The following is a 26519-nucleotide window of genomic DNA, read 5'->3' as shown; positions in this document are numbered from 1 at the left end:
CGCCGATCCTCCGACATAGCCTCGATCCTCCGACGGAGAGGATCATCGGACTGCGCGCACGTTCGCCATATGCAGGCCGGCGGCGATCGCGCGCGCGACCATGCGCTCAACGCCGCCCCAATCGTGAACGATCTGTGCATAGGTGAAGCGCATCACCGTGTAGCCACGCAGCCGCAGCTCGGCATCGTGACGCACATCTCGCCCGCGATCGGCCGCCGTCGAGTGGAACACATGTCCGTCGACCTGCACGACGAGGCTTCGGCCGATCAAGAAGTCCACACGACGCCCGGCCAGAGGCGCCTGCTGACGAATCGGCACTCCCCAGGAGCTCAACCTGATGAGGAACATCGACTCGAGTCCGGAGTCCGAAAGGTCCGAGGATTCCTCGGCGAGCCGGGCCGCTGCCTTCGTCCTCCACCTGACGTGCCGCAGCGCATCAAGCGACAGCCGTTCGGTCGAGATCGCCGACTCCCACACCACTCGGGCCGGTTCGGGCGGCAGACAGCCGGCGATGTGCGCGAGCGCGTCCTCGATCGATTCGCTGATGCTGTGGGGGGATGCCGGTGCCACCGGCTTCGTCCAGTGCACGACGTCGCCCTCCGCGATCTCGCCTGGTCGTGCGTGGGGAAGGATGCTGATGTGCCGGGCGGCGTCGACGGAGTCCGGCATCCACCACCCGCGTTCCTGCGCGAGCGTGACGCACGCCACCCTGCCACCCGCCCGCGCGGCCGCCACCGCATCCGCAGACGCGTTGCCTACTGCCAGCCACGTGCGACGGATCGGCTCGACCGCGCCCGCCCGCACCGCTGCACGCACGGCGCGATCGGTCCAGCGCGCTTCCCGAACGACCTGGCGATGCACGATGCCGCCGCGGCCGGCGATCCAGTCTTCGAGTTGCACACCTGGAGAATGCCCCCTCCATGAGGCTCACGCCGTCCGCGCAGCGTGGTCCTGTGCACAACCGACGGGTGACGCCTGCTGGGGAGGAATCTGGTCGGTCGGATGATTCGCCGAAGGTCGGAGGATTTCCCTCCGATCCTCCGACATCGGCTCGATCCTCCGACGAATCAGACGCCGACCAACTCAGGGCCGCGGGGCGTGGTGCTTCTGCTGCGCGGCGACCAGGCCATCGCCGACGAGCTGTTCGACGGCATCGGCCGCGTCCCCCACGAGGATCGGCAGGTTCGCGCGCTCCCCCGCGCCGAACGGGTCGAGCACCCAGTCCGCCGGATCCTGCCGGCCCACCGGCCGGCCGATTCCCACCCGCACGCGGGCGAAGTCCGGGGTGCCGAGTGCTTTGGCGACGTCGCGCACTCCGTTGTGGCCGCCGTTGCCGCCCCCGATCTTCAGCTTGATCGTGTCGAACGGGATGTCGAGCTCGTCGTGCACGATGACGATGTGGTCGGCATCCACGCCATAGAACTTCGCCAACCCGGATACCGGGCCGCCCGACACGTTCATGAACGAGTTCGGCTTCGCCAGGACGAGCTTCGGACCGCCGGGACGGAGCCAGGTCTCGGCCACGCGCGCGTTCGCCTTATGTGCGCGGAAGGTCTCGCCGCGGCGGCGGGCGATCTCGTCGATCACCTGCTGGCCGACATTGTGCCGCGTCGGCTCGTAGCGCGGCCCCGGGTTGCCCAGGCCGACGATGAGCCAGGTGTCCGGCATCCCGACTCCTTCCCTGCTTCGTCTCGGGGACGACGAAGCCCGCCCCCACAATAGGCGAGGACGGGCTCGTCGAACGTCGAACGTCGAACGACTACTCGGCGGCGGCCTCTTCGGATTCCTCCGCCTGCTCGGCGGCGACGGCGGCATCGGCTTCGGCGATCTCGTCGGCCTCGCTGGAAGGCGCGGAGATCGCGATGACGAGCGTGTCGGCGTCCACGACGAGCGAGGCGCCGGCCGGCAGCACGAGCTGCGAGGCCAGGATGTGGGTGCCCTCTTCGAGGCCCTCGATGTCGACCTCGATGCGCTCAGGGATGTTGGTCGCCTCGACCTCGAGCAGAACGGTGTTCGCGTCCTGCGCGACGATCGTGCCGGGGGCCGACTCGCCGGTGATCGTGACGGGCACGTCGACCTGGATCTTCTCGCCCTTCTTCACGACGAGGAGGTCGATGTGCTCGATGATCTGGTGCACCGGGTCCTTCTGGACGTCCTTCACCAGGGTCAGCTCGTGCGAGCCGGCGACGTCGAGCTCGAGCACGGCGTTCGCCTTGCGGATCAGCAGGGCGACCTGGTGACCCGGGAGGGCGACGTGCTTCGGCTCAGCGCCGTGGCCGTAGATGACGGCCGGGATCTTGCCCGCGGCGCGAAGGCGACGGGCGTAGCCCTTGCCGAAGTTCTCACGCAGCTCGGCGTGGACCTTGTTGTCTTCCGACATGATGATTCTCCTTGCGGGCACACGGGCCCAAGATGGGGGTCTGGGTTCGACTCGAACGCGAGCGCGTGAGGAAAGCCGTGAGCCTGCATCACCGCGTCGATCACGGATGCCGCATCCGCCGTTGTGGCGGCACGAGCTATCCCTCGCCGAAGTTCAATCACCGAGCTTACCAGTGATGGCGGCCTGCCCCATGCCGGACGCCCCCGAGCGATGGAGGGCCCGGCTGCATCCCCGCTACGATGAGTACGCACCCCGTCCCGCACCGGAGGATCACTGATGGACAGCAAGCTCGCCTCGGACATCCTGCTCGGCGTCATCGGCCTCATCGCCGCGCTCGGCCTGGTCGGCACCGTGTTCGCGTTCTGGTCGATGGGGCGCGCGGCCTACCGCAAGGACTGACCGACCGCAAGGACGCGGATGCCGGAGACCGCCGCCTCCTGCATGATCCCGATCGCGATCAGGTCGTTGAACCCGACGACCGCGCTGATACGCCAGGCGATGACTCCTGGGGTACGCGCGCGTGCCCCCGTGAGACGGTCGGGAGATTGACGCCCGCGAGCGGCGCGACGTCGTAGATCGTGACACGGCCGGACCGGGAGCGCTTCGCCACATCCCCGGCGTCCGCCGTCGCGGGCGTCGCCCTATGACCGGCCGTCCGCGCACACGGCGGCAACGGCGCCGGCACAGACCTGATCGATCGGCGCGACGACGTCGATCCGGACGCCGCGCTCATCCGCCTGCAGCGGCTCGAGGAGGGCGAGCTGCGAATCGAGCAGCGCGGCCGGCATGAAATGCCCGGTGCGCGCCGCCGCCCGGGCATGGAGCACATCGGGTGCGCCGTCCAGGAAGACGAAGAACGCATCGGGCGCTGCCACGCGGATCCGGTCGCGGTAAGCGCGGGTGAGCGCCGAGCAGGCGATCACGATGCCCGGGGGCGGCGCCGCCGCGAGCGTCGCTCCGACCCGATCGAGCCACGGCCACCGGTCGCCGTCCTCGAGCGGGACGCCGGCCGCCATCTTGGCGATGTTGGCGGCAGGGTGCAGCTCGTCGGCGTCCACGAACGAGAACCCTGAAGCCGCAGCGATGCAGGTGGCCACCGTGGATTTTCCGACCGCCGACACCCCCATCACCACGACGCGGGCGGGGGGCGAGGGCTGCGGGCCGCTCACCGGTCGTGCACCGTTGCGTCGGCGACGCGGTCGCACGGCAGGGTGAACGACTGCTCGAGCATGCGATTCGTGCGATCACCGCCGCTCACAGCTTGAACACCTCACGCGGAATCGCGTCGACGAGGTCCTGCATGATGCGTTGCGCTCTGGCGGGGCGGACGCGCCCTTCCTCGACGAGCCGGGCGAGGAACGCAGCGTCGCTCCGCCGCGCCATGTCGTGACGCGCCGGGATCGACAGGAACGCACGCGTGTCGTCGATGAAGCCGCTCGATCGGTAGAAGCCGGCGGTTTCGACCGTTGCCGCGCGGAAGCGCGCGATCGCATCGGGCGCGTCGATGAACCACCACGGCGCGCCGATGTAGACGCTCGGGTAGAAGCCCGCAAGCGGAGCGATCTCCCTCGAGAACGCGGTCTCATCGATGGTGAAGAGCACGAGGTGGAAATCGCGCACCAGACCGAAGCTCTCCAGGAGGGCGTGCAGGTTGCGCACATACTCCACACGCGTGGGAATATCGCTCCCACTGTCCGGCCCGAACCGCCCGTGGGTCACAGTCGAGTGGTTGCGGTGCACGCCCGCATGAATCGTCATGACCAAGCCGTCCTGCACGCTCATCCGTGCCATCTGCCACAGCATGTGGCCGCGGAACTCCCTCGCGGACCCCGCGTCCAGCTCGCCTCGCAGCGCCCCCTGGAAGAGCCGCTCCGCCGCATCCGCGTCGAGCCGGGTCGTGTACGGCTCGACCACACCGTGATCGGCCGACACCGCACCCCGGGCGATGAAATGAGCGCGACGGGCCTCGAGCGCGCGGAGGTACGAGCCGAAGTCCGCGCGGCCGCCCCCCGCCGCCTCGATCAGCCGGTGCACCCGAGTAGCGAAGCCCAACGACTCGGGGTCGAGGTAGGCATCCGGACGGAAGGTCGGCACCACGCGCCCGGAGACGGCGCCGTCACGTGCGAGCCTCGCGTGATCGTCGAGGTCGTCCAGGGGATCGTCGGTCGTGGCGAGGACGGCGATGCGGAATCGGTCGAAGAGGGCGCGCGGGCGGAATTCCGTGCGCTGCAGTGCCGCGTCGATCCTGTCGTAGACCTCATCGGCGTTCTCCGGACCGAGCTCGTCGACGATCCCGAAGAGATCCTCGAACTCTCGCTCGAGCCAGTAGCCCGAGGCCGTGCCCGCGAAGCGGTGCCAGTGCGCGGCGAGCAGGCGCCACGCCGACCGCGGATCGAAATCGGCGCCCCCCACGCCGAGAGCCTCGAGACAGACCCCGCCGGCATGCAGCAGACGCGTCACATAGTGGTCGTGCGAGAGCAGAAGCGCGGCCGGATCGGTGAAGGGCTCATTGTCGGCCAGCAGACCCGGTGCGACGTGGCCGTGAGGCGAGATGATCGGCTTATCGGCCACGGCGGCATACAGCTCGGCCGCCCGTGCGCGGGTCGCCGGGTCTGCGGGGAAGAGCGCGGTGCGCGACGCCATCGTGGGGTTCATGTCTGCTCAGCTCACGGGCGTTCGGGATCGGAGGGTGCGCCGCGGCGGCGGCTCCGAATCGACTGTACGCAGGGGAGCAGAACGACGGCAACCGGGTGCCCGATGCAACCGGTTCCGAGCCGGTACGCTGGCCAGCGGGCGATCTGCACTCGCGTCCCACCCCCACTTCCCTCTCTGGAGCACACTCACCATGGCGGAAACCAGCACGTCCGGCACCACTCCCACCGCGAACATCGGCGTCGTGGGTCTCGCGGTGATGGGCTCGAACCTCGCCCGCAATCTCGCGAGTCGCGAGGGCAACACCGTTGCGATCTTCAACCGCAGCCACGACAAGACCGAACACCTGGTCGCCGAGCATCCCGAAGCGAACTTCGTGCCGGCGTCCTCGTACGAAGAGTTCGCCGCGTCGCTGCAGAAGCCGCGAGCGGCGATCATCATGGTCAAGGCGGGCGCGGGAACGGATGCGGTCATCAACGCGCTCGTTGACGCGTTCGAGCCGGGCGACATCATCGTCGACGGCGGCAACGCCCTGTTCACCGACACGATCCGCCGCGAGAAGGCGGTGCGAGAGACCGGCATCAACTTCGTCGGCGCCGGCATCTCGGGCGGCGAGGAGGGCGCCCTGCTCGGCCCGTCCATCATGCCCGGCGGCTCGGACGAGTCCTGGGTCACGCTCGGGCCGATCCTGAAGTCGATCGCCGCCGTCGCCGAGGGGGAACCGTGTGTGACCCACATCGGCCACGACGGTGCCGGCCACTTCGTCAAGATGGTGCACAACGGCATCGAGTACGCCGACATGCAGCTGATCGCCGAGGCGTACGACCTCATCCGCCGCGGCACCGGCAAGTCGCCCGCAGAGATCGCCGACGTGTTCGCCGAGTGGAACAAGGGCGAACTCGAGTCCTACCTCATCGAGATCACCGCCGAAGTGCTGCGCCAGGTGGATGCCGCGACCGGCGCGCCGCTCGTCGATGTCATCGTCGACCAGGCCGGCGCCAAGGGCACCGGCGCGTGGACCGTGCAGACCGCGCTCACCCTCGGCGTGCCCGTCTCCGGGATCGCCGAAGCCGTCTTCGCGCGCTCCCTGTCCAGCCACCCAGAGCAGCGCTCGGTGTCGCGCGGGCTTCCCGGCCCCGAGGCCGACGCGCAGGGAGGGTGGACGGTCGATGACCCCGACGCGTTCATCGAGAAGATCCGGCTCGCGCTGTACGCATCGAAGATCGTCGCCTACTCGCAGGGATTCGACGAGATCCGCGCCGGCGCCGCCGAATACGGCTGGACGATCGACCTGGGCGCCGTCTCGAAGATCTGGCGCGGGGGCTGCATCATCCGCGCCCAGTTCCTCAACCGCATCGCCGAGGCATACGACCAGACCCCCGATCTGCCCGTCCTGCTCAGCGCGCCCTACTTCGTCGAGGCATTGCAGCGGGCGCAGCACGCCTGGCGCGATGTCGTGGCCACCTCGGCGCGCGTCGGCATCCCCGCCCCGGCGTTCTCGTCATCCCTCGCGTACTACGACGGGCTGCGCGCCGACCGCCTCCCCGCGGCGCTCGTGCAGGGACAGCGAGACTTCTTCGGAGCGCACACCTACAAGCGCATCGACAAACCCGGCACCTTCCACACGCTGTGGTCGGGCGACCGCACCGAGGTCGAGGCGGAAGACACGCACTGAGCCGGTCAGACCGGACGGATGTTGAAGTTGCGTGAGAAGACGTTCTGCGGGTCCCAGAGGTGCTTGACGGCCGACAAGCGCGACAGGGTCGCCGGCGGGTACATGCGCGCGAGCAGTGTCTGATCGGTTGTCGCGGTGAAGTTGCCGTAAAGCGCGAGTCCGCTCTGTGCGATCCTCGCCCAGCCGGACTCGGCAGCGACGCGCTCGTCGTCGGTCAGGACGCCGGGGATATCGAAAGCGCCCTCCATGACGAACCAGGTCGCCCGGCGGGCCGGGAATGCGGTCGCCTCCTGGGCGACGTCGCCGAACGCCCCGCCGAGCGAGCGCAGGAAGAGCACGGATGCAGGGTGGGCCTCGTGGAACGACACCACGGCCTCGATGAGGTCGTCGTCGAGCGCCGCCGCCAGGATGTTGTCGCCGATGAACCCGGGCACGGGCTGTGAGGGATCGGCCGCGGGCATGTCGAGCAGGATCTCGGGATACGCACGAACGCCGGACTCGAGCACCGTGACCCCGTCGAGCTCGACGAGCGGGGCGAGGACCGCCCGCGCGGCGCCTTCGTCATCGCCGATCCAGAGTGCGCTCAGAGTGGCCCCCGCCGGGGCACTCGGATCCATCGCCGGCACGTCCATGAAGGTGACCGTCAGGTCGCGCGGAGCATTCGCCATGACATCCCTCATCGTTGCGAGGACCGGCCGTGCGTCGCCCGACAGCTGCAGGACGGTCCACACCACCGAACTCAGCTCGTGCGCGCGGAAGTCGAACCGCGTCACAACCCCGAAGTTGCCGCCACCCCCGCGGAGCGCCCAGAACAGCTCGGGCTGCGAGTGCGCGTCGACCTCGACGAGATCGCCCGACGCGGTCACGAGCTGGACCCCGATGAGCTGATCGGCCGCGAGACCCCACGCCCGCACCATCCAGCCGATTCCACCCCCGAGGGTGAGTCCGCCGACACCGACCGACGCCGTATCGCCGGAGCTCAGGCCGAGCCCACGTGTGGCGAGGGTGCGGGCGACCTTCCCCCACGTCGCTCCCCCGCCGACGTGCACGGCGGGAGCGTCGACCTGCACGTCGGCGAGCGTCGACAGATCGACGACGACACCGCCCGGCAGTGCGCCCCACGCACTGTGCCCGCCCCCGCGCACGCCTACGGACAGACCCCCGGCAGCCGCATACCGCACCGCGGCCTGCACATCGCCGACCGTGCGCGCCCGCACGACGAGCTCGGGCCTGCCGATTCCGGAATGATACGCACGCGCGGCATCCCACCCCTCGTCGCCCGGGGCGACCACATCGCCCACCACCGATCCACGCAGATCCCCGACGTTCATGCGCGGCACATTACCGCGCACCGGCGACACCGTGCCGCCTCCCGCCGAGCGAGGGGGGCTATCGTCAAACGCATGGCAGGCAGGCGCATCCTCTACATCGGCGGCACCGGCGCGATCAGTACGTCGTGCGTGGCCCGCTCGCTCGCTCGGGGCGATGAGGTGACCGTGCTCAACCGCGGCACCGGGCGCCGCCCGATCGCAGAGGGAGCCGAGAGCGTGATCGGCGACATCCGCGAGCCGCGGTCCGTCCGCGATGCCCTCGGCGATCGCGAGTTCGACGCCGTCGCAGAGTTCACCGCCTTCACGCCGGAGCACGTCCGCACCGACCTCGATCTCTTCGGCGGGAGAACCGGCCAGTACGTGTTCATCAGCTCTGCCTCGGCCTACCAGAAGCCCCCTCGACGCCTCCCGATCACCGAATCCACGCCGCTCCGCAACCCGTTCTGGCAGTACGCCCGCGACAAGATCGCGTGCGAAGACCTTCTCGTCGCCGCGTACCGGGAGCGGGGCCTGCCGATCACGATCGTGCGCCCGTCGCACACGTACGATCACACGCTGTTCCCGAACAGGGGCGGCTGGACCGACGTCGTGCGGCTGCGCGCGGGGAAGCCCGTCGTGATCCACGGCGACGGCACGAGTCTGTGGACGCTCACCCACAGCGATGACTTCGCGGTGGCCTTCGCGGCACTCCTCGCGAACCCGCTCACCATCGGCGAGGCCTTCACGATCACCGGCGATCACGTACCGACCTGGAATCAGATCTACAGCTGGCTTGCCGAGGCGGCAGGCGCAGCATCCCCGGAGTTCGTGCACATCGCCTCTGAGACGATCGCCCGCATCGATCCCGATCAGGGGCCGAGCCTGCTCGGCGACAAGGCGCACTCGGCCGTGTTCGACAACGCCAAGATCACAGCGCTCGTGCCGGAGTTCCGCACGACCATCACGTTCGACGAAGGCGCGCGGCGCCTGATCGAGCACTACGACAGCCACCCCGACGCGCAGCGGTTCGACCCCGAGGGCGACGCGATGACCGATCGCCTCATCGCCGCTGCGGGTCCGGATGCGGCGGCCGCCCGCTTCGCGGAGCCGGAGGGCTAGAGCCAGCCCCGGCGTTTGAAGATCGTGTAGAGCGTCAGGCTCGTGGCGAGCATGAGCCCGAGCGCCATCGGATAGCCGAACTCCCAGTGCAGCTCGGGCATGTTCTCGAAGTTCATGCCGTAGATCGTGCCCACCAGGGTCGGGGCGAACAGGATCGCGGCCCACCCCGAGACCTTCTTGACCTGGTCGTTCTGCTCGAGACCGAACTCCGTCATTCGCCGCATCTCTTCGTTCTGCGTCTGGGCGACGAGGGTGGAGTGGACCAGGAGCGCGTTCTCGAGGATCGCGCGGAACGAGTCAGCCCGCTGGACGGCGAGCTCGGCGTGATCGAGCACGTCGCGAAGGCCGCGACGCAGCTCGAGCTCGATCGGATGCTCGTCGTCGCCACGCAGCGTCTGGAGCATCGGGACGAGGGGTTTGACCGCGCGCTGGAACTCGATGACCTCACGCGAGAGGCCGAAGATGCGCCGAGAAACATCGGGGTCGCGGTTGAAGAGCTGGTCTTCGATCTCGTCGATGTCGTTCTCGAGCCCGGCGATCACCGGCGCGTACCCGTCGACGACCTCGTCGAGGATCGCGTACAGGATCGCCTGCGGCCCGAGCCGGAGCAGATCCGGCGAGGACTCCATCCGCCTGCGCACCTTGCCGAGATCGGGCGACTCGGCGTGGCGGATCGTCACGACGAAGTCGGGACCGGCGAACACGTGCACCTCGCCGAACTCGACCTCCTCGACGTCGTCGACGTACCTCGCGGGCCGCAGTACCGCGAACAGCGTGTCGCCGTAGCGGTCGAGCTTCGCGCGCTGGTGCCCGAGGAGGGTGTCTTCGACCGCCAGCGGATGCAGCCCGAACTCGGTCGCGATCTCGCGCACTTCGTTCTCGGACGGCCGGTACAGGCCGATCCAGGCCAGCCCATGGCGCTCGCGCATGACCTCGAAGGTGTCGGTCAGGCTCGCCGGATCGGGTGTGCGATGACCGTCCGCGTACACCGCGAGATCGACCAGGGGCATGAGCGACCGCCTTTCGGAGGATGCCGCGGCCGCGGCATCCGCGCTCACTCTAAGTGACGCGGATGACGCGGCCGTACGACACTCGATGCCCGTCGCGGATCGTCAGCGCTCCAGTTCGCTGACGACCCCCTGCTTCAGTCGCAGCCGGCGGTGCGCCATGCGGGCGACGTGGCTGTCGTGGGTGACCACGATGAGGGTGAGTCCCGTCGCGTTCAGCGCGGCGAGCACCGCCATGATCTCGTCGCGCGTGTGCTCGTCGAGGTTGCCGGTGGGCTCGTCGGCCAGCAGTACACGCGGCTTCTTCACGATCGCCCGGGCGATCGCGACGCGCTGCTGCTGCCCGCCGGACAGCTCTGCGGGCCTGTGGTCGTGCCGATCCGCCAGCTGCACCTGCTCGAGCGCCTCGATGGCCCTCGCACGCCGGTCGGCTGCGGGGATGCCCAGCGGCTCGAGCGCCATCTCGACGTTCTCGAGGGCCGTGAGCGTCGGAATGAGGTTGAAACCCTGGAACACGAACCCGATCTCCTTCGCCCGCAGGCGTCCGAGTTCGGCCGACGAGGCGTTCGACAGCTCGGTGCCGCCCAGCGAGATCGTGCCCGCCGTCGGTTTGTCCAGCGCGCCGAGAAGCTGGAGGAGCGTGGACTTGCCGCCTCCGGTCGGCCCCTGGATCGCGACGAAGTCACCCTCGCGCAGCTCCAGGTCGACTCCCGCGAGCGCGTTCACCGCGCGCCCCTTCTGGGTATAGCGTTTCGTGATCCCGGCCAGCCGGTAGATGAGTCCGCCGGCCCCGGGCTCGGCCGACGGCGGGATCGCCGCATCCGTGATGGTGTTCATGTCGTCTCCAGTCGTTGGTTCTCGGATGCTCGGGTCAATTGACCGAGCGGAGGGCTTCTGCGGGACTGAGCCGGGCAGCGCGCCAGCCGCCGAAAGCTCCGGCGACGAGCCCGCCGAGGATCGCGAGTCCGATCGCGGCCACGATGATCCACAGGCTGAGGGGGGCGTGGAGCACCACATCCGCCGCCGCGGACTGGGCGAAGGCGCCGCGACCACCACCGCCGCCGAACCCGCCCGCGCCGCCCGGGCCGCCCGGCCGGCCCGTCGTCGCCGATGCGGTCGAGATCGTGGGCGAGATGATGTTGATCACCCAGATGCCGACCAGCCCGATGATCAGTCCGACGGCTCCCCCGATGACACCCTGCACCATCGATTCGCCCGCGACCTGCCCGACGACGCGTCCGTTCGACCAGCCGATCGCCTTCAGGGTGCCGAACTCACGCGTACGTCGCGAGACGCCCGAGATCGTGAAGAGCACCGCGAGCAGCACCGCCACGGCGAGCACGATGATCGAGAGCCACGTGCCGAGGTTCGAGATGAGCGAGGATGCGCTCGACAGCGAGCTCGAAACGCTGGAGGCGAGCTCGGCCTCGGAGCTGACGGTGGCGTCCGGCAGGGCCGCCTGGAGGGCCGACTGCACGCTGTCGATCGCGCTCGAGGACGACGCCTGCACGTACACCGTCGAGATCACGTCGCCCGCGCCGGAGATCGACTGGGCGACATCCAGCGGAATGTAGACATTTGCGGCCGTGTCGGCGGTGTTGGCCGAGGATGTGACGATCCCCACGACCTCCATCGTGGTTCCGCCGACGTCGATCGTGCTTCCGACGGCAAGGCTGTTGGTCGACGCGTAGGTCGAGTCGACCACCGCGACGTTCTGCCCGTTGTCATCCGTCGTGAGCGCCCGGCCGTCGGACAGCGTCACCGACGCGAGCGGCCCGATCGCGCTGTCACCGGGATCGATACCGAGCACGGTGAACGTGTTGAGGTTGAATCGGCTTCCCCCCGCGCCGTCCGCGCCGCCCTGGGGCGGTGCGCCCTCACCGGGGGCCGCCTGGCCCTGGGTGGGGAGCTCTCCGGAGAACGTGATGTGCGTCAGGCTCAGCGCTCCGGAAGCCGCACCCACGCCGTCCACCCCGGTCACGGTGTCCAGGGTGGACGCGTCGAGCGTCGCCCGCTGGCGCTCCACCATCAGTCGCGACTGGTTCACGGTCGTCGTGCCTCCCGCGCTGGTGCCGCCGTCTCGCGGAACGTCGAACTGCGCCCCACCCCCTTGGCCGGGCGTGGTCGCCGCGCCCGTGACCGTGAGGTCGGTGCCCACGCCGTAGACCGATTCGAGGGTCTGAGCCTGCGCGTCGCGCACGCCGGCGGCGAGCGAGTTCACGATGATCACGAGAGCGATCGCGATGGCGAGCCCGACGGCCACGATCGCCGTCTGCCGCTTGCGTCCGGCGAGTTCGCGCCGGAGATATGTCCAGTACATGTGTCCCCTTTTCGGCGGCAGAGGGCCGACCGTCATCGACACGCTAAGGACGCCTCTCATGTGCCGGTTCTGAGCCACTTATGCACCACATATGCGAGGCCTGGCGGAGCATCCGCCTCTTGGCGCACGCTCTCGAGGGCGGACTCACAGCAAGCCCATAGCCGCTTCCATAGCCGGCACATAGGTGCGGGGTCACAATTGACCCATGACCGCCCCTGCCACAGCCTCAGCCCTTCAGCGCCCAGACGGCACACCCCTGCGGGTGCTGGTGGTCGACGACGAGCAGATGCTGACCGACCTGCTGTCGATGGCGCTGCGCATGGAGGGGTGGGACGTCCGTGCCGCCGCCTCGGGGTTCCAAGCTCTGCAGGCCGCGCGCGATTTCGATCCCGACGCGATGGTGCTCGACATCATGATGCCCGACCTTGACGGCATGGCTGTGCTGCAGCGGTTGCGTCAGTCCGGCAACGACGTCCCCGTGCTCTTCTTGACGGCCAAGGACGCCGTCAGCGACCGGGTGGCCGGCCTCACCGCCGGGGGTGACGATTACGTCACGAAGCCCTTCAGCCTCGAAGAGGTCGTCGCGCGGCTGCGCGGGCTCATGCGCCGTGCCGGCACGGCTCTCGCGAGCGACTCGGAGCCGATCCTGCACGTCGGAGATCTGTCGCTGAACGAAGACAGCCACGAAGTGATCCGCGGCGGGGTGGAGCTCGAACTCACCGCGACGGAGTTCGAGCTGCTCCGCTACCTCATGCGCAATCAGCGCCGTGTGGTCTCGAAGGCCCAGATCCTCGACCGCGTCTGGAACTACGACTTCGGCGGCCGCTCGAGCGTCGTGGAGCTGTACATCTCGTACCTGCGCAAGAAGATCGATCAGGGCAACGAGCCGCTCATCCACACCGTGCGCGGGGTCGGCTACATGATCAAGGCGCCCCAATGACGGTGGCACGGCGACGGTGGCACTGTGCATGGTGACGCCGTGAGGGCGCGACCGTGACGGCAGCCTCCTCGACGGAGGGACCGCCGCGTCGCCGGCAGCGCGTCTGGAGTCTGCAGGCGCGGCTCATGCTCGCCGTCATCGGCGTCGTCTCGCTCATCCTCGTGATCGTCGCGCTCGCCACGAGCGCGATCCTCGGCAACGTGCTGCAGGAGAACCTCGACGCCCGGCTGTCGAATACGACTCTGCAACAGGTCGGGCCGCCGCTCGCGCGGCCGCAGTTCCCGACCTCTGACGACCGGTCGGCCTTCACGGTGCTCCAGCAGGGCCGACAGGCGCCGGGAGTGCTGCTCATCGTCCAATCGCCCACGGGTGTGCTGGACGGCGCCGTCGTGGACAGCCAGAGCGCCGTCGTCGCCCTGACGGACGATCAGGTGCATCAGATCGTCGAAGCCGTCAGCGGGGGCGGCGCGGCCACAGCGTCGGTCGAAGGCCACGGGTCGTACCGGCTCCAGACGTTCACCGCCGGAAACTACATCGGCATCGTGGGCCTCCCCCTCACCGAGGTCAATGCGACGATCGCGCAGATCCTCACAACCGTGCTGGCCGTCACCGCCGGCGGACTGATCGTGCTCGCGCTCGTGATCGCCCTCGTCATCCGCGTGAGCCTGCGACCGCTTCGTGCCGTCGCCGACACCGCGACGCGCGTGGCAGCCGTTCCGATGTCGCAGGGCGCGGTCTCGATCGCCGAACGCGTTCCCGACGACCAGGCAGACGATCGCACCGAGATCGGTCGCGTCGGAGCCGCTCTGAACACACTGCTCGACCATGTCGACGCATCACTCGACGAGCGCCAGCTCAACGAGGAGCGGATGCGGCGGTTCGTCGCCGACGCGAGTCACGAGCTGCGCACGCCGCTGGCCTCGATCCGGGGGTATTCGGAGCTGTCGCTGCGGGATCCGACGCTCAGCGAAACGAGCGAGTCGGCGTTGGAGCGCATCCAGGCCCAGTCGATCCGGATGACGAGCCTCGTGGAGGACCTCCTCCTTCTCGCCCGGCTCGATGAGGGGCAGGAACTCGTCTACGGCTCGGTCGACCTCACCAAGCTCGCGATCGAGGCGGTGGACGACGCCCGACCGGCCGGGCTGGATCACAACTGGGTCATCGACGTCGGCGACCAGCCGATCGTGATCGCGGGCGACACCGCCCGGCTGCACCAGGTTGCCGTCAACCTGCTCGCCAATGCCCGGACGCACACGCCGGCCGGCACGACGGTGACGGTCACCCTCTCTCGCGAAGACGGCCACGCCTCCCTCCGCGTGCACGACGACGGGCCGGGGGTCGACCCGGACGTCGCCCCCGAGCTCTTCGAGCGGTTCGCGCGAGCCGACCGGTCGCGTGCGCGCAAGACCGGCGGCACCGGGCTCGGGCTCTCGATCGCCCGCGCGATCGTCGAAGCCCACCACGGCACACTCTCGGTGCAGAGCGTGCCGGGCGACACGACGTTCACGGTCACCCTGCCCGCGCGGCCAGCCGATCCCGCCAGCCCCATCGATGACGAGCCGACGGTCGAAGCCGCCGACGCCGAAGCAGCCGACACCGATCCGACCGAGTCGACGGCTGACACCGAGCGGCCAGGCGGGCCGGCAGGCGACGCTCACGACGAGACTGTCGTGCCTCGCGGGTGATCCGGCGCGCCCGCGGTTGACCTGGTGGATGAGCCCTTCCAGACTGGGCTCATCCGAGCACTGCGACTCGGCTGCCGGAGGACCGACATGCCCGCAACCCCATCGACCTCGCCGACCTCGAACCTGGGGGCCGATCCGGGTCAGAACCAGCTGAATCCGATCTTCGCGCGGCCCGGAGAAGCGACCGACTTCGCGCTGGATCGCATGCCGCAGAGCGAGTCGCTCCCCGAAACGGCGTATCAGATCGTCCACGACGAGGCGATGCTCGACGGCAACTCCCGGCTCAACCTCGCGACCTTCGTCGGGACGTGGATGGACTCGTACGCGTCGAAGATCTATGCCGAGTCGGCCGACAAGAACATGATCGACAAAGACGAGTACCCGCAGACGGCGGCGATCGAGACGCGGTGCTGGACGATGATCGCCAGCCTGTGGAACGCGCCCGATCCGGCCGGAGCGATCGGCACCTCCACGATCGGATCGTCGGAGGCGTGCATGCTCGGCGGACTCGCCCTCAAGCGGCGATGGCAGCTCGCGCGCCGCGCGGCCGGCAAATCGACCGAGAAGCCCAACCTCATCCTCTCCAGCGCGGTGCAGGTGTGCTGGGAGAAGTTCTGCAATTACTGGGACGTCGAGCCCCGCTACGTGCCGATCAGCGACGAGCACAAGGTGCTCGACGGGTTCGAGCTCGAGAAGTACGTGGACGAGAACACGATCGGCGTCGTCGCGATCATGGGGGTGACCTACACGGGGATGTACGAGCCCGTCGCCGAGATCGCGGCCGCCCTCGACCGCATCCAGGAGAGCACGGGCCTGGACATCCCGATTCACGTCGACGGAGCCTCGGGCGGGATGATCGCCCCCTTCCTCCAGCCCGATCTGGTGTGGGACTTCCGCCTGGAACGCGTGGCCTCGATCAGCACGTCGGCGCACAAGTACGGCCTCGTCTACCCGGGCCTGGGCTGGGTGGTCTGGCGCACCGTCGACGACCTCCCCAAGGAGCTCGTCTTCGACGTCACGTACCTCGGCGGCCATATGCCGAGTTTCGCCCTGAACTTCTCCCGTCCAGGCGCACAGGTGCTGCTGCAGTACTACCTGTTCCTGCGTCTCGGGTGGGACGGGTATTACAAGGTGCAGAAGGCCTCGCAGGACGTCGCGGTGTTCCTCGCGACGGAGATCGGCAAGATGCCCGCGTTCCAGCTGTGGAACGACGGCACTGACATCCCGGTGTTCGCGTGGCAGCTGACCCAGGGCTACACCGACAAGTGGAATCTCTACCACCTGTCCGAACGCCTGCGCCTGAAGGGCTGGCTGATCCCCGCCTACCCGATGCCCGACAACCTCACCGACATGGTCGTGCAGCGCGTCGTCGTCCGCAACGGTCTCAGCCGGAACCTCGCGGAGAGCCTGCTGGCCGACATCGTAGAGGCGGTCGCCTATCTCGACGCGCTGGAGTCGCCCATGCCGACCGAGGGCCTCGTCACCTCCTTCACGCACTGACGCGTCCACGCGCCGGGCGCGACATCGAGGAGGGCGCTCCTGCGTGGCAGGAGGACGCATGTATCCCGGCTATTTGACGCGATTCGGAGCCGGCGGCGCCGAGCGTCAGCGGCCGGGGGCCTCGGCGGCGGCTTCGCGCCTGCTGAGGACTGCGGCCGCGAAGAAGCAGGCCGCACCTGTCAGTGTGCCGAAGTTCGCCCAGAACATGCTCACGAGGTCGCCGGTGGAGGGGATCACGTACGCGCCCACGGCGGATATGCCGAAGAGGACGCAGCCGGCCAGCCCGATCCAGCTGCACCGCCAGGTGCGTGCCCGCGGGTCCCACAGCCGGTCGCGGTCCGTGGTGGCGATGACCGCGAGCACGCCTGAGACGAGGAAGGCGACCGACCCGAACGCGTCGGGGCGCCAGCCGCTCCCCACCTTCGTCGCGGGGTCCAGCGCCGTCGCGAGCACGGCGGCGGTGCTGACGTTGAACGCGATGGTCCCCACGGACTGGACGGCCGCCGACCACCAGTCCAGCCGATCGGCGGTGCCGGTGTCGCGCCCGGGCACACGGCGACCGCTGAGCGCGAGCTGGATCGCCCCGCCGAGGGTGAAGAAGATCGAGCTGACGAAGAAGGTCAGCGCGTCGGCGACGGGGCCGACCGCGCTGGCGTAGAAGGGCACCGCCCCGAGCATGAACAGGAGCGACCCGACCCCGAACGCCCAGGCCTCGCGGCGCAGGCGGAGGCTGCGCTCGGTCATCAGTAGCCGCTGAAGGCGTCGGTCGTGAGCGAACGCGCGCGCTCGAGGGCGGGCGCCAGATCGGCGATGAGACCGGGCGGACCCGAGATGAACGCGTGACGCGCCGAGATGTCGGGCACGACCTTGAGCAGGCCGTCGGCGTTCAGGCGAACCCCCTGCGCCCAGAACCAGTGACGAGGCAGGTCTGCGGGCCGATCGCGGGTGAAGACGACGACCGGGACGCCGGATGCCTCGAGCTCTTCCCGGAACGCCAGTTCGGCCGCCGACGTCGCGACGTAGACGAGCACGACGTCGCGGTCCTCGGCGGCGAGCCGCATATGGTTCAGCTGCGATACGAAAGGCGTCACGCCGATGCCGGCGGCGACCATGAGCAAGGGGACCGTCGACTTCTTCGGGAGGACGAAGTCGCCCCAGATGCCGGTGACCGCCAATTGACCGCCGTCGGGCACGGCGGCGAGCGCCTTCTTGTAGCTGCTCTGCGCCTTGGCGGACGCGGGGCTCTCGCGGAAGGCGATGCGCAGATTCGGGAGATCCTCCGGGGCCGAGGCGATGCTGAACTCGCGACGCGTGCCGCGCGCGTCGGGATGCGGATGCGGCACCTCGAGCTCGAGATACTGCCCCGGCAGGAAGCGCAACGGCCGGCGCGCACGGAACGTCAGCTCCTGCACCGAGTCGGTGCGCATCGCTCGGCTCACCAGCACCAGCTCGACGGCGGTGCGCAGGGCGAAGGCGAAGGCGATGGCGTTGCCGATCAGCAGCGCGCGCTCCTGACCGAGGCTGATGACGCCCAGGTCGATCGGCCAGCCCGCGAGGGCTCCGACCACGATCGCAACGGTGAACTGCTGCCAGCGGCGCGGCGGAAGGGTCAGCGGCTCGGACAGCATGAACGCACCGAGGAACAGGAACGGCGACGACCAGAGCACCTGCCAGAACAGCGTCAGACCGTCGATCTCCAGACCCGCGGATTGGTACTGGGCCGACGTCCGCACGAGCGCCACCGCGACGGCCACAACGAGGAAGACGAGGATCACGCGCACCTTCTCGGTCCGCCACAGGACGGCCAGGCCCGCGAGGATCACCGGGGCGGCCATCGCGGGCGTGCCGACCCACCACGCGGGCGTGCCGAGCGAGGGCACCCAGATCGCCGCGATGGCGAGCACGGCAGCCCCCACGGCGGCGGGATTGAAGATATGACGCCCCTGCCAGGCCAGCACGTATTTCGAGAGCGATGCGACGGCCCCGGCGAGCGCGATCCCTGCCAGAGCGATCGGCTCGAGAGTCGGTCGCAGCACGAAGAGCAGGATGAACGCGGTGATGAGCGACGATTCGATGCGCCACGGCCGCCTCAGCACGCGCTGGGTCGCAGCATCCACCGCCACGCACACGACCGAGAGCACGGCGATCGTGACGACGAGCTCGAGGGGCTCAGGCGAGACCAGTGAGAAGAAGGACAGCACGAGGGCCACGACCGCCAGCGCCCCGAGGGCGACATAGACGAGCCGGTACATCGAGACGCGACCGAGCACCGCGAACACGCGGTTCCAGAGCGAGGTGAGGGATCCGATCACACGAACAACTCTGCCTTACTCCCGTGCGACCACTCCACGCGGCCGTCTGTCGTCATCCGCACCCACTCCGCGCCCCACTCTGCGGCGAGCGCCTCGCCGCCGTCGAAGAACAGGGCGGTGGCGATCGCGTCGGCGTGCATCGCCGTCGGGGCCACAGCCCACGTCGCGGCGACCGCCCGCACCGGCGCGCCCGTGCGGGCATCGAGCACGTGGTGCAGCCCGTCGCCCCACGCGCGCCGGTTCACCGCCGAGGCGCAGAGCGCGGCATCCGTCACCTCCCACACGCCGATCGCCCTGCGTGTGTCGTACGGATGCTCGAGCCCGACGCGCACGCCGGTTCCGCGAACCGCGAGGTCGCCGCTCGCATCGACGACGATGTCGCCGTCGATGAACGACGCGACGATCCCGGTCACCCGATCGACGAGCCTGCCCTTCCCCAATGCCCCCACATCGATGGTCGCCGGCTCGTCCAGCGCGAGCGTGCCCTCCGCCCACGTGAGGCGGTCACGCCAGTCAGCGGGGGCGACGAGGGCCCCGCCGTCGACGAACGAGTAGGCCGCGTCGTAGCCTCGGCTCGCGAGCGCGGCACCGACGAGCGGATTCACCGCGCCGGAGGTCGCGTCGTCGAGCGCGGCGTAGGCGTCGAGCATGTCGGCCGCGTCGGCGGGTGCGGTCACCGCGCCGGCGTCACGAGCGAGGCGCGAGACGACGGAGTCGGCGCGGAAGCGCGACCACTCCGCATCGAACTCGTCGATGCAGGACTGGATCGCGCTGCGCGCGTCCGGCCCCAGAGGGTCTGACGACTCGATCTCCCATGCGGTGCCGATCGCCTCGAACCGCCAGCTCGCTCGCGCAGGAGCAGAAGCGGTGGCCGGCATCACGCCGCCGCTTCGGCCTTGATCTGATCGATGGCCTCATTGAATCCGCCGCTGGTGAGCGACGAGCCGGCGACGCGACTCACCGAGATCTCGTCGATCGGCTTGCCGACCACGACCTCCGAGATCCCGCCGACGAACTGCGACTGATACTGCTTCGATTCCGCCTTCTGCGGTTCGCCCACGACGTCCACCGCGGTGATGACGTCGTCCGCGATCGTGACGGTCACGGTGATCGATTCGACGGACTCTGGGGTCGCGTACGACCCCTCGGCGGTGTAAGTGCCGTCCTTGTAGGTGGACGCGCTGACAGCCGTTCCGGCGGTCGCGGCCGCCGACGGCGAGGAGGCGGACGAGGCGGAGGTCGCGGGTGCCGCGCTGCTGGCGGCGCCCCCTGTCGTGGTCGAGGCCGCGCAGCCGGCGAGTGCCAGCATCCCTGCGACTCCTGCGACGGCGGCCCCGGTGCGGACGGGGCGGGGTACTGCGGTGGTGCGGATCATGATGGTCCTCCTTCTGCGGTGCCCGAATGGCATGTGCGACGTGTGTCCACGCTAACGACACGGATTCTCCGTGAGGTCGGTTCAGGCTATGAGGTCGCTATGACCGCGCTCCTCCGCAGACCGCGGTGCTGCGCCGCGTCGCCGGCACGACCCGCATGCGTGCAGGGCTATGCCGCTCCATCGAACATGCTCGTGACCGAGCCGTCTTCGAAGACCTCGTGGATGGCGCGGGCCAGGAGCGGCGCGATCGGGAGGATCGTGAGCGAGCCGAACCGCTTCTGCTCGGGGATCGGAACGGTGTCCGTCACGACGACCTCGTCGATCGCCGACGACTGCAGCCGCGCCGTCGCCGGATCGCTGAAGATCGCGTGCGTTGCGGCGACGATCACGCGTTCGGCGCCGTTCTTCTTGAGCGCCTCGGCGGCCTTGACGATCGTGCCGCCGGTGTCGATCATGTCGTCCACGAGCAGGCACACCCGGCCCTCGACGTGACCGACGATCTCGTTGACGCTCACCTGGTTGGCGACGTTCGGGTCACGGCGCTTGTGGATGATCGCCAGGGGTGCGCCGAGGCTGTCGGACCACTGGTCGGCGACGCGCACGCGCCCGGTGTCGGGTGAGACGACGGTCAGCTTGTCGCGGTCGGCGGGGGTGAGCGTCCGCTGGAAGTACTCCAGGAGCACCGGCTTGGCGAAGAGGTGGTCGACCGGTCCGTCGAAGAAGCCCTGGATCTGCGCGGCGTGGAGGTCGACGCTCATCACGCGGTCGGCGCCGGCGGTCTTGAGCAGGTCGGCGACCAGGCGCGCGCTGATGGGCTCGCGGCCACGGCTCTTCTTGTCCTGCCGCGAATACGGGTAATACGGCGCGACGACGGTGATCCGCTTGGCCGACGCGCGCTTGGCGGCATCGAGCATGATCAGCGTCTCCATGAGCCACTCGTTGACCGGAGGGCCGAAGCTCTGGATGAGGAAGAAGTCGCACCCGCGGATCGATACCTCGAATCGCGTCAGGATCTCGCCCGATGCGAACGTGCGGTACTCGGTCGGCACGAGCTGGGTGCCCAGCGACGCGGCGACGTCGGCCGAGAGCGTCGGATGCGAGCGACCGGATGCGACCACGAGCCGCTTCTTGGTCTTGGCGACGAGGCCGGGGGCGATGTCGTGATCGCGGTCGAGTTCAACCGTCTTGCTCTTGCGCGCCATCGTCCGCCTTCTGTGCGGACCGTGACCTCGTCGCGGCTGCTGCCGCATCGGTGCCCGGTCTGTTCGTCTCGACCCACCCCTCGACGTTGCGCTGAGGGGCCACGCTGAGGGCCAGGGCGCCGGCGGGCACATCCTTGCGGATCACCGCTCCGGCCCCGGTCTTCGCGCCTTCTCCGATCCTAACGGGCGCCACGAACACGTTGTGCGAGCCCGAGTGGACGTGGTCGCCGATCTCGGTGCGGTGCTTGGTCACATCGTCGTAGTTCGCGGTGATGGCTCCGGCGCCGAGATTGACGCCGACACCGATCGTCGTATCGCCGATGTACGAAAGGTGCGGCACCTTGCTGCCTTCGCCGATCGTGGAGTTCTTCGTCTCCACGAACGTGCCGATCTTGCCCTTCGCCCCCAGATAGGTCCCCGGGCGCAGGTAGGCGAACGGGCCGACCGTGGCTGAAGCGCCGATCACGGCGAGGGTGGCATCCGTCCGCGTCACGATCGCGTCCTCGCCGACCTCGCAGTCCACCAGGCTCGTGTCGGGGCCGATCGTGGCGCCCTCCGCGATGCTCGTGGAGCGCAGGATGTGCGTGTTCGGCAGCACCGTCACATCGGGGGCGAGAGAAGCCGTGACATCGATCCATGTCGTTGCCGGATCGAGGATCGTCGCACCCTCGAGCTGCCACCGGCGGACGGTGCGCGCATTGAGAAGCCGCGCCGCCTCGGCCAGCTGCACCCGGTCGTTGACACCGAGGGCGGATGCGGCATCCCCCACGGGCGTCGCGGTGACGCCCAATCGCGAGTCGCGCAGCAGACCGACCACGTCTGTCAGGTATTTCTCGCCCTGCGCGTTCGCCGTGCCGACCAGCGCCAGATGCGTGCGGAGGGTCGCCGCGCGGAAGACGTAGACGCCTGCGTTGATCTCGGTCCCCGCGGCCTCCTCGTCGGTCGCATCCTTCTGCTCGACGATCCTGTGCACGTGCCCGCCGGCGTCGCGGATAACCCGGCCGTAGCCGGTCGCGTCCTCTAGGTGCGCGCTGAGGAGCGTGACGGCGGCGGCACTCGCTCGGTGAGCACTCACGAGCGCGTCGAGGGTGTCGGTGTCCAGCAGCGGGACATCGCCGCTGAGGACGAGCACGTCGCCGTCGAAATCGGACAGGGCGGCCAGGGCCACCTCCACCGCGCGCCCGGTACCGGGGACCTCGTCCTGGTCGACGACGAGGGCTGCCGGGGCGACGTCGAGCACCGCGCCGGCGACGAGGTCGCGTTCGTGTCGCACCACCACGACGACCCGCGCGGGCGCGAGAGTGGCCGACGTCTCCAGGACATGGCCGATCAGGGAGCGGCCGCCGATGCGATGCAGCACCTTGGGGGTGCGCGACCTCATCCGTGTGCCTTGACCTGCGGCCAGGATGATCACCGCCAGACCCGCGTCGGTCGGTCTGGTCTCGTTGTCATCGGTGATGTCGGGCATGCTCCGCCGCCAGGATTCGAACCTGGACTTAACAGCTCCAAAGGCTGTCGTGCTGCCGTTACACCACGGCGGACCGCGCCATCCGGCGCGTGCACAAGTCTGCCAGACCAGCGCGGCGCCGCCGCCGGTCGATAATGGGAGGATGGCGCACGACACCGACGAAGTGGACCGCATCGTCGGTGCGTGGGTCACGCAGCGACCCGACCTCGACTTCTCGCCCCTCGAGGTCCTCTCGCGCGTCGATCGCCTGTCCCGCCACCTCGATCGCGCGCGGAAGGACGCGTTCCGCCGCAGCGACCTCGAATCCTGGGAGTGGGACGTCCTGTCGGCGCTCCGCCGCGCGGGTGAGCCGTTCCAGCTCAGCCCCAAGCAGCTTCTGCAGCAGACCCTGGTCTCGAGCGGCACCATGACCAACCGGATCGACCGGCTGTACGACCGCGGACTCGTGCGGCGCGAAGCCGACCCGGACGACGGGCGCAGCATCCTGGTCACACTCACGACCGACGGCAGGACGCGGGTGGATGCTGCCATCACACGTCTCGTCGATGCCGAGGCCGTACTGCTGGACGAACTCTCGCGGAGCGACCGCGATCGCCTGGCCGGGCTGCTCCGCAAGCTGAGCCTGGGCTTCGACCTCTGACCACCCGCGGGTCGCGCCCCCGGAACCTTCGGACCGCCGTCTTCGGTTCCGTGGCCGCGTCTCGCGGGTGGTCAGAGGGCGGTCAGACCAGGTCTGACAGCTCCAGCCACCGCTCCTCGAGCTGGGCGACCTCGGACTCCAGGTCCTGCAGCTTGGCGGACTGCGCGGCGACGCCTGCGTAGTCGTTCTGATCGTGCTCTGCTATCGCGATGTGCGCCGCGTCGATGAGCGCCGTCAGCTTGGTCAGGCGTCGCTCGATCGCCGAGACCTCTTTCTGCGCAGCCCGCAGGTCGGCGCCGCTGAGCCCGGGGGCGGGAGTGGCGGCCGCCGCGGTGGCGGATGCCGCGGCATCCCGCTTCTCTTCCTGACGATGCCGCAGGCGGAGGTATTCGTCGACACCCCCGGGGAGGTGGCGGAGGCGCCCGTCGAGGATCGCGTACTGCTGGTCGGTCACGCGTTCGATGAAGTAGCGGTCGTGGGAGACGACGAGGAGGGTCCCGGGCCACGAATCGAGCAGGTCTTCGATCGCCGCGAGCATGTCGGTGTCGAGATCGTTCGTCGGCTCGTCCAGGATCAGCACGTTGGGCTGATCGAGGAGGACGAGGAGGAGCTGCAGCCGCCGCTTCTGGCCGCCGGAGAGGTCTTTCACGGGTGTGGAGAGCTGGGCGCTCGTGAAACCCATCCGCTCGAGGAGCTGCCCCGGTGTGAGTTCCTGCACTTTGGACCCGGTGCCGAACGAGTACGTCGTGCGCAGCCGTTCCAGCACGACCCGGACCGGGCTGTTCAGGTGCTGCTCCAGCTCATCGAGGCGCTGGGTGAGGGTGGCGACCTTCACCGTCGTCCCGCGCTTGACCCGCCCGCCCGTCGGCTGCACCGTGCCGGCGACCAGGCCGAGCAGTGTCGATTTCCCGGCGCCGTTGACCCCGAGGATGCCTGTGCGCTCCCCCGGCGCGATCCGCCACTCGATGTCGGTGAGCACGGGGCGATCGTCGTAGCTCACCGAGGCGTCGAGGAGGTCGACGACATCTTTGCCGAGGCGAGCGACCGCGAGGGAGCGCAGCGCGACGGGGTCGCGGATCTCGGGCACATCGGCGATCAGCGCGTTGGCGGCGTCGATCCGGAACTGGGGCTTGGCCGTGCGGGCGGGGGCGCCGCGGCGCAGCCACGCGAGCTCCTTGCGCGCGAGGTTCTGCCGTTTCGCCTCGGACGATGCCGCCATCCGGTCGCGCTCGACCCGCTGCAGGATGTATGCGGCGTATCCGCCGTCGAACGGCTCGACGATGCGGTCGTGCACCTCCCACGTCTTCGTGCTGACCTCGTCGAGGAACCACCGGTCGTGCGTGACGACCAGCAGCGCGCCGGATGCCGGAGCCCACCGCCTCTTGAGATGCTCCGCGAGCCACGCGATGGCCTCGACGTCGAGATGGTTGGTGGGCTCGTCGAGCATCAGCACGTCGTCGTCACCGACCAGGAGCCGCGCGAGCGCGACCCGGCGGCGCTGGCCGCCCGAGAGGCCCGCGATCGGAGCATCCCAGTCGATCTCGCCCAGAAGGCCCGCGGTGACGTCGCGCACGCGGGGATCCCCCGCCCAGACGTGCTCGGCGAGATCGCCGACGACCGCGGATGCCACGGTGTCGGCGTCGTCCAGCGTGTCGCCCTGATCGAGCACGCCGACCCGCACACCGCGGCGCACCGTGACGCGCCCCGCGTCAGGTTCGAGCCGGCCGGCGAGCATCGCCAGGAGGCTCGACTTGCCGTCGCCGTTGCGCCCCACGACACCGATGCGGTCGCCCTCGTCGATACCGAGCGAGACCGAGTCGAAGATGATGCGGGTGGGGAATTCGAGTTGCAGGGCCTCGGCCCCGAGAAGATGCGCCATGTCCTTTCCAGGTTAGGCGACCCGGAGCGACCGCGAGACTGCAACCGAGGCCCGAGACGATGGGGAAGTCCCGCCGTCTCGGGCCGGTTGCAGTCTCGCGGGTGGTGAGGTCAGGTCAGGTCAGTTGAGACCGTTGTCCGAAAGCCACTGCTTGGCGATGTCGGCCGGCGACTTCTTGTCGACGGTGCTCTGCACGTTGAGGGCGACGAGTCCCTCGGGGGTCAGCTTGGCGCTCACCTTGTTGATCACGCCGGAGATCTCGTCCGCGATGTCCTTGTTCACGAGCGGCACCACGTTGGATGCGAGGAACAGCCCGTCCGGGTCGGACAGCGTCACGAGGTCCTGCGTCTTGATCCGCGGGTCGGCGGTGTAGACGTTCGCGATGTTGATCGTGCCTGCGACGAGGTCTTCGACTGTCGTGTCACCGGTCGCCGAGAAAGCCACATCGACGCCGTACTTGGACTTCAGACCCGTCGGTCCGTACGGGCGATCGGCCAGCTCGGCGTTGCCGCCGAGCGTGAGCGGCACGGTGACCTTCGACAGATCGGCGATCGTCTTGAGCCCGTACTGGTCGGCGAAGGCCTTGGTGACCGTGTACGAGTCCTGGTCGGTCGCCGTGGACTGATCCAGCACCGTCAGGTTGTCGGGCAGTGCGGTCTTAAGCGCGGCGAAGACGTCGTCCGCGGTGCGTGCTGTCGTGTCGGGCGAGTAGAACTGCAGCAGGTTGCCCGTGTACTCGGGGAAGAGCGAGATGGCTCCGCTCTCGATCGTGGGCATGTACGCATCGCGCTGACCGATGTTGAACTGGCGGTCGACCGTGTGGCCGGCGCCCTCGAGGGCCTGGGCGTAGATCTCGGCGATGATCTCGTTCGAGTAGTACGCCTGTGAACCGATGACGATCGTGCTCGACGAACCGGCCGATGCGGACGATCCCGAATCGAGCGGATTGCTCGAAGCGCAACCGGCGAGCAGCAGAGCCGCTCCGGCGACCGCGGCGGCAGCTGTGAGCAGCCGCGTCTTTTTCGCTGTGAACATGAGGATTGATTCCTTTTCTT

Annotated in this window: 24 protein-coding genes and 1 tRNA gene; 7 read left to right on the top strand and 18 right to left on the bottom strand. The window is 69.1% G+C overall.

Features of this window, described 5'->3' with window-relative positions; translation table 11 throughout:
• Positions 1–42: 42 nt before the first annotated feature.
• The 3 genes from F6B43_RS18005 to F6B43_RS17995 all read right to left on the bottom strand — a co-directional run bounded on the left by F6B43_RS18005 (position 43) and on the right by F6B43_RS17995 (position 2380).
• On the bottom strand, positions 43–900 hold the full coding sequence (locus F6B43_RS18005) for an endonuclease domain-containing protein (protein ID WP_150450385.1): 858 nt from the start codon (positions 898–900) through the stop codon (positions 43–45).
• Between the two features lie 183 nt (positions 901–1083).
• Positions 1084–1668 carry an aminoacyl-tRNA hydrolase gene (gene pth, locus F6B43_RS18000; RefSeq protein WP_150450384.1) on the bottom strand — a complete coding sequence of 195 codons (585 nt, stop codon included), beginning with the start codon at positions 1666–1668 and terminating at the stop codon, positions 1084–1086.
• Positions 1669–1759: 91 nt separating this feature from the next.
• Entirely contained in the window at positions 1760–2380 is a 621-nt protein-coding gene (locus F6B43_RS17995) for a 50S ribosomal protein L25/general stress protein Ctc (protein WP_150450383.1), read from the bottom strand.
• Positions 2381–2656: 276 nt separating this feature from the next.
• Between F6B43_RS17995 and F6B43_RS20050 the strand changes: the two genes are divergently transcribed.
• The gene (locus F6B43_RS20050) at positions 2657–2779 is read left to right on the top strand and encodes a hypothetical protein (protein WP_281349568.1); all 123 of its coding nucleotides are present in this window, start codon (positions 2657–2659) and stop codon (positions 2777–2779) included.
• Positions 2780–3021: 242 nt separating this feature from the next.
• On the opposite strand, the gene F6B43_RS17990 is transcribed toward F6B43_RS20050, so the two are convergent.
• Both F6B43_RS17990 and uxaC read right to left on the bottom strand, forming a co-directional pair.
• Positions 3022–3549: a gluconokinase gene (locus tag F6B43_RS17990; RefSeq protein WP_246160043.1), complete on the bottom strand. Its 528-nt coding sequence runs from the start codon at positions 3547–3549 to the stop codon at positions 3022–3024.
• Positions 3550–3634: 85 nt separating this feature from the next.
• On the bottom strand, positions 3635–5035 hold the full coding sequence (uxaC, locus tag F6B43_RS17985; protein ID WP_150450382.1) for a glucuronate isomerase: 1401 nt from the start codon (positions 5033–5035) through the stop codon (positions 3635–3637).
• Positions 5036–5225: 190 nt separating this feature from the next.
• Here uxaC and gndA point away from each other — a divergent pair, with 190 nt between their 5' ends.
• Positions 5226–6707 carry an NADP-dependent phosphogluconate dehydrogenase gene (gndA, locus tag F6B43_RS17980; RefSeq protein WP_150450381.1) on the top strand — a complete coding sequence of 494 codons (1482 nt, stop codon included), beginning with the start codon at positions 5226–5228 and terminating at the stop codon, positions 6705–6707.
• A 5-nt stretch (positions 6708–6712) separates the two neighbouring features.
• Here the strand turns inward: gndA and F6B43_RS17975 are convergent, their stop codons facing one another.
• Complete coding sequence (locus F6B43_RS17975) at positions 6713–8038, bottom strand: FAD-binding oxidoreductase (protein WP_150450380.1); 1326 nt, start codon at positions 8036–8038, stop codon at positions 6713–6715.
• A 72-nt stretch (positions 8039–8110) separates the two neighbouring features.
• Here F6B43_RS17975 and F6B43_RS17970 point away from each other — a divergent pair, with 72 nt between their 5' ends.
• On the top strand, positions 8111–9136 hold the full coding sequence (locus F6B43_RS17970; protein ID WP_150450379.1) for an NAD-dependent epimerase/dehydratase family protein: 1026 nt from the start codon (positions 8111–8113) through the stop codon (positions 9134–9136).
• Here the strand turns inward: F6B43_RS17970 and F6B43_RS17965 are convergent.
• The 3 genes from F6B43_RS17965 to F6B43_RS17955 form a co-directional block, all read right to left on the bottom strand.
• Complete coding sequence (locus F6B43_RS17965; RefSeq protein ID WP_150450378.1) at positions 9133–10146, bottom strand: magnesium and cobalt transport protein CorA; 1014 nt, start codon at positions 10144–10146, stop codon at positions 9133–9135. The two genes, F6B43_RS17970 and F6B43_RS17965, sit on opposite strands and share 4 nt — an antisense overlap.
• A 102-nt stretch (positions 10147–10248) precedes the next feature.
• Positions 10249–10980, bottom strand: a complete 732-nt coding sequence (locus F6B43_RS17960) for an ABC transporter ATP-binding protein (RefSeq protein ID WP_211368200.1) — start codon at positions 10978–10980, stop codon at positions 10249–10251.
• A gap of 34 nt (positions 10981–11014) precedes the next feature.
• Positions 11015–12463, bottom strand: coding sequence for an ABC transporter permease (locus tag F6B43_RS17955; RefSeq protein WP_150450377.1), 1449 nt, complete (start codon positions 12461–12463; stop codon positions 11015–11017).
• 205 nt (positions 12464–12668) lie between these two features.
• Here F6B43_RS17955 and F6B43_RS17950 point away from each other — a divergent pair, with 205 nt between their 5' ends.
• The 3 genes from F6B43_RS17950 (at position 12669) to gad (ending at position 16588) form a co-directional block, all read left to right on the top strand.
• Complete coding sequence (locus F6B43_RS17950; RefSeq protein ID WP_150450376.1) at positions 12669–13403, top strand: response regulator transcription factor; 735 nt, start codon at positions 12669–12671, stop codon at positions 13401–13403.
• Between the two features lie 53 nt (positions 13404–13456).
• A complete protein-coding gene (locus tag F6B43_RS17945) occupies positions 13457–15088 on the top strand; it encodes a sensor histidine kinase (RefSeq protein WP_343030107.1) in 1632 nt (543 codons plus the stop codon).
• A gap of 87 nt (positions 15089–15175) precedes the next feature.
• Positions 15176–16588, top strand: a complete 1413-nt coding sequence (gene gad, locus F6B43_RS17940; RefSeq protein ID WP_150450375.1) for a glutamate decarboxylase — start codon at positions 15176–15178, stop codon at positions 16586–16588.
• A gap of 105 nt (positions 16589–16693) precedes the next feature.
• Here gad and F6B43_RS17935 read toward each other — a convergent pair whose 3' ends face one another.
• The 7 genes from F6B43_RS17935 to F6B43_RS17905 form a co-directional block, all read right to left on the bottom strand.
• Positions 16694–17332: a hypothetical protein gene (locus F6B43_RS17935; RefSeq protein ID WP_246160042.1), complete on the bottom strand. Its 639-nt coding sequence runs from the start codon at positions 17330–17332 to the stop codon at positions 16694–16696.
• The gene (locus F6B43_RS17930) at positions 17332–18900 is read right to left on the bottom strand and encodes an FAD-dependent oxidoreductase (protein WP_150450374.1); all 1569 of its coding nucleotides are present in this window, start codon (positions 18898–18900) and stop codon (positions 17332–17334) included. The genes F6B43_RS17935 and F6B43_RS17930 overlap by 1 nt, the downstream gene beginning before the upstream one ends.
• Positions 18897–19778: an FAD:protein FMN transferase gene (locus F6B43_RS17925; protein ID WP_150450373.1), complete on the bottom strand. Its 882-nt coding sequence runs from the start codon at positions 19776–19778 to the stop codon at positions 18897–18899. The genes F6B43_RS17930 and F6B43_RS17925 overlap by 4 nt, the downstream gene beginning before the upstream one ends.
• Positions 19778–20275 carry an FMN-binding protein gene (locus F6B43_RS17920; protein WP_150450372.1) on the bottom strand — a complete coding sequence of 166 codons (498 nt, stop codon included), beginning with the start codon at positions 20273–20275 and terminating at the stop codon, positions 19778–19780. Before F6B43_RS17920 ends, F6B43_RS17925 begins: the two co-directional genes overlap by 1 nt.
• A 167-nt stretch (positions 20276–20442) precedes the next feature.
• A complete protein-coding gene (locus tag F6B43_RS17915; RefSeq protein WP_150450371.1) occupies positions 20443–21477 on the bottom strand; it encodes a ribose-phosphate diphosphokinase in 1035 nt (344 codons plus the stop codon).
• The gene (gene glmU, locus F6B43_RS17910) at positions 21452–22945 is read right to left on the bottom strand and encodes a bifunctional UDP-N-acetylglucosamine diphosphorylase/glucosamine-1-phosphate N-acetyltransferase GlmU (protein WP_150450370.1); all 1494 of its coding nucleotides are present in this window, start codon (positions 22943–22945) and stop codon (positions 21452–21454) included. The genes F6B43_RS17915 and glmU overlap by 26 nt, the downstream gene beginning before the upstream one ends.
• Position 22946: 1 nt before the next feature.
• Positions 22947–23018 (bottom strand) — tRNA-Gln (locus tag F6B43_RS17905).
• Between the two features lie 69 nt (positions 23019–23087).
• Between F6B43_RS17905 and F6B43_RS17900 the strand changes: the two genes are divergently transcribed.
• The gene (locus F6B43_RS17900) at positions 23088–23585 is read left to right on the top strand and encodes a MarR family winged helix-turn-helix transcriptional regulator (protein ID WP_150450369.1); all 498 of its coding nucleotides are present in this window, start codon (positions 23088–23090) and stop codon (positions 23583–23585) included.
• A gap of 82 nt (positions 23586–23667) precedes the next feature.
• Here F6B43_RS17900 and F6B43_RS17895 read toward each other — a convergent pair whose 3' ends face one another.
• Both F6B43_RS17895 and F6B43_RS17890 read right to left on the bottom strand, forming a co-directional pair.
• Positions 23668–25464 (bottom strand): ABC-F family ATP-binding cassette domain-containing protein, encoded by a 1797-nt coding sequence (locus F6B43_RS17895; RefSeq protein WP_150450368.1) that lies wholly within the window; start codon positions 25462–25464, stop codon positions 23668–23670.
• Between the two features lie 120 nt (positions 25465–25584).
• Positions 25585–26499: an ABC transporter substrate-binding protein gene (locus F6B43_RS17890; protein ID WP_150450367.1), complete on the bottom strand. Its 915-nt coding sequence runs from the start codon at positions 26497–26499 to the stop codon at positions 25585–25587.
• Positions 26500–26519: the final 20 nt, after the last annotated feature.

Source organism: Microbacterium rhizomatis, from assembly GCF_008710745.1.
GTDB lineage: Bacteria > Actinomycetota > Actinomycetes > Actinomycetales > Microbacteriaceae > Microbacterium > Microbacterium rhizomatis.
This window is presented reverse-complemented; position numbering and strand designations above follow the sequence as displayed.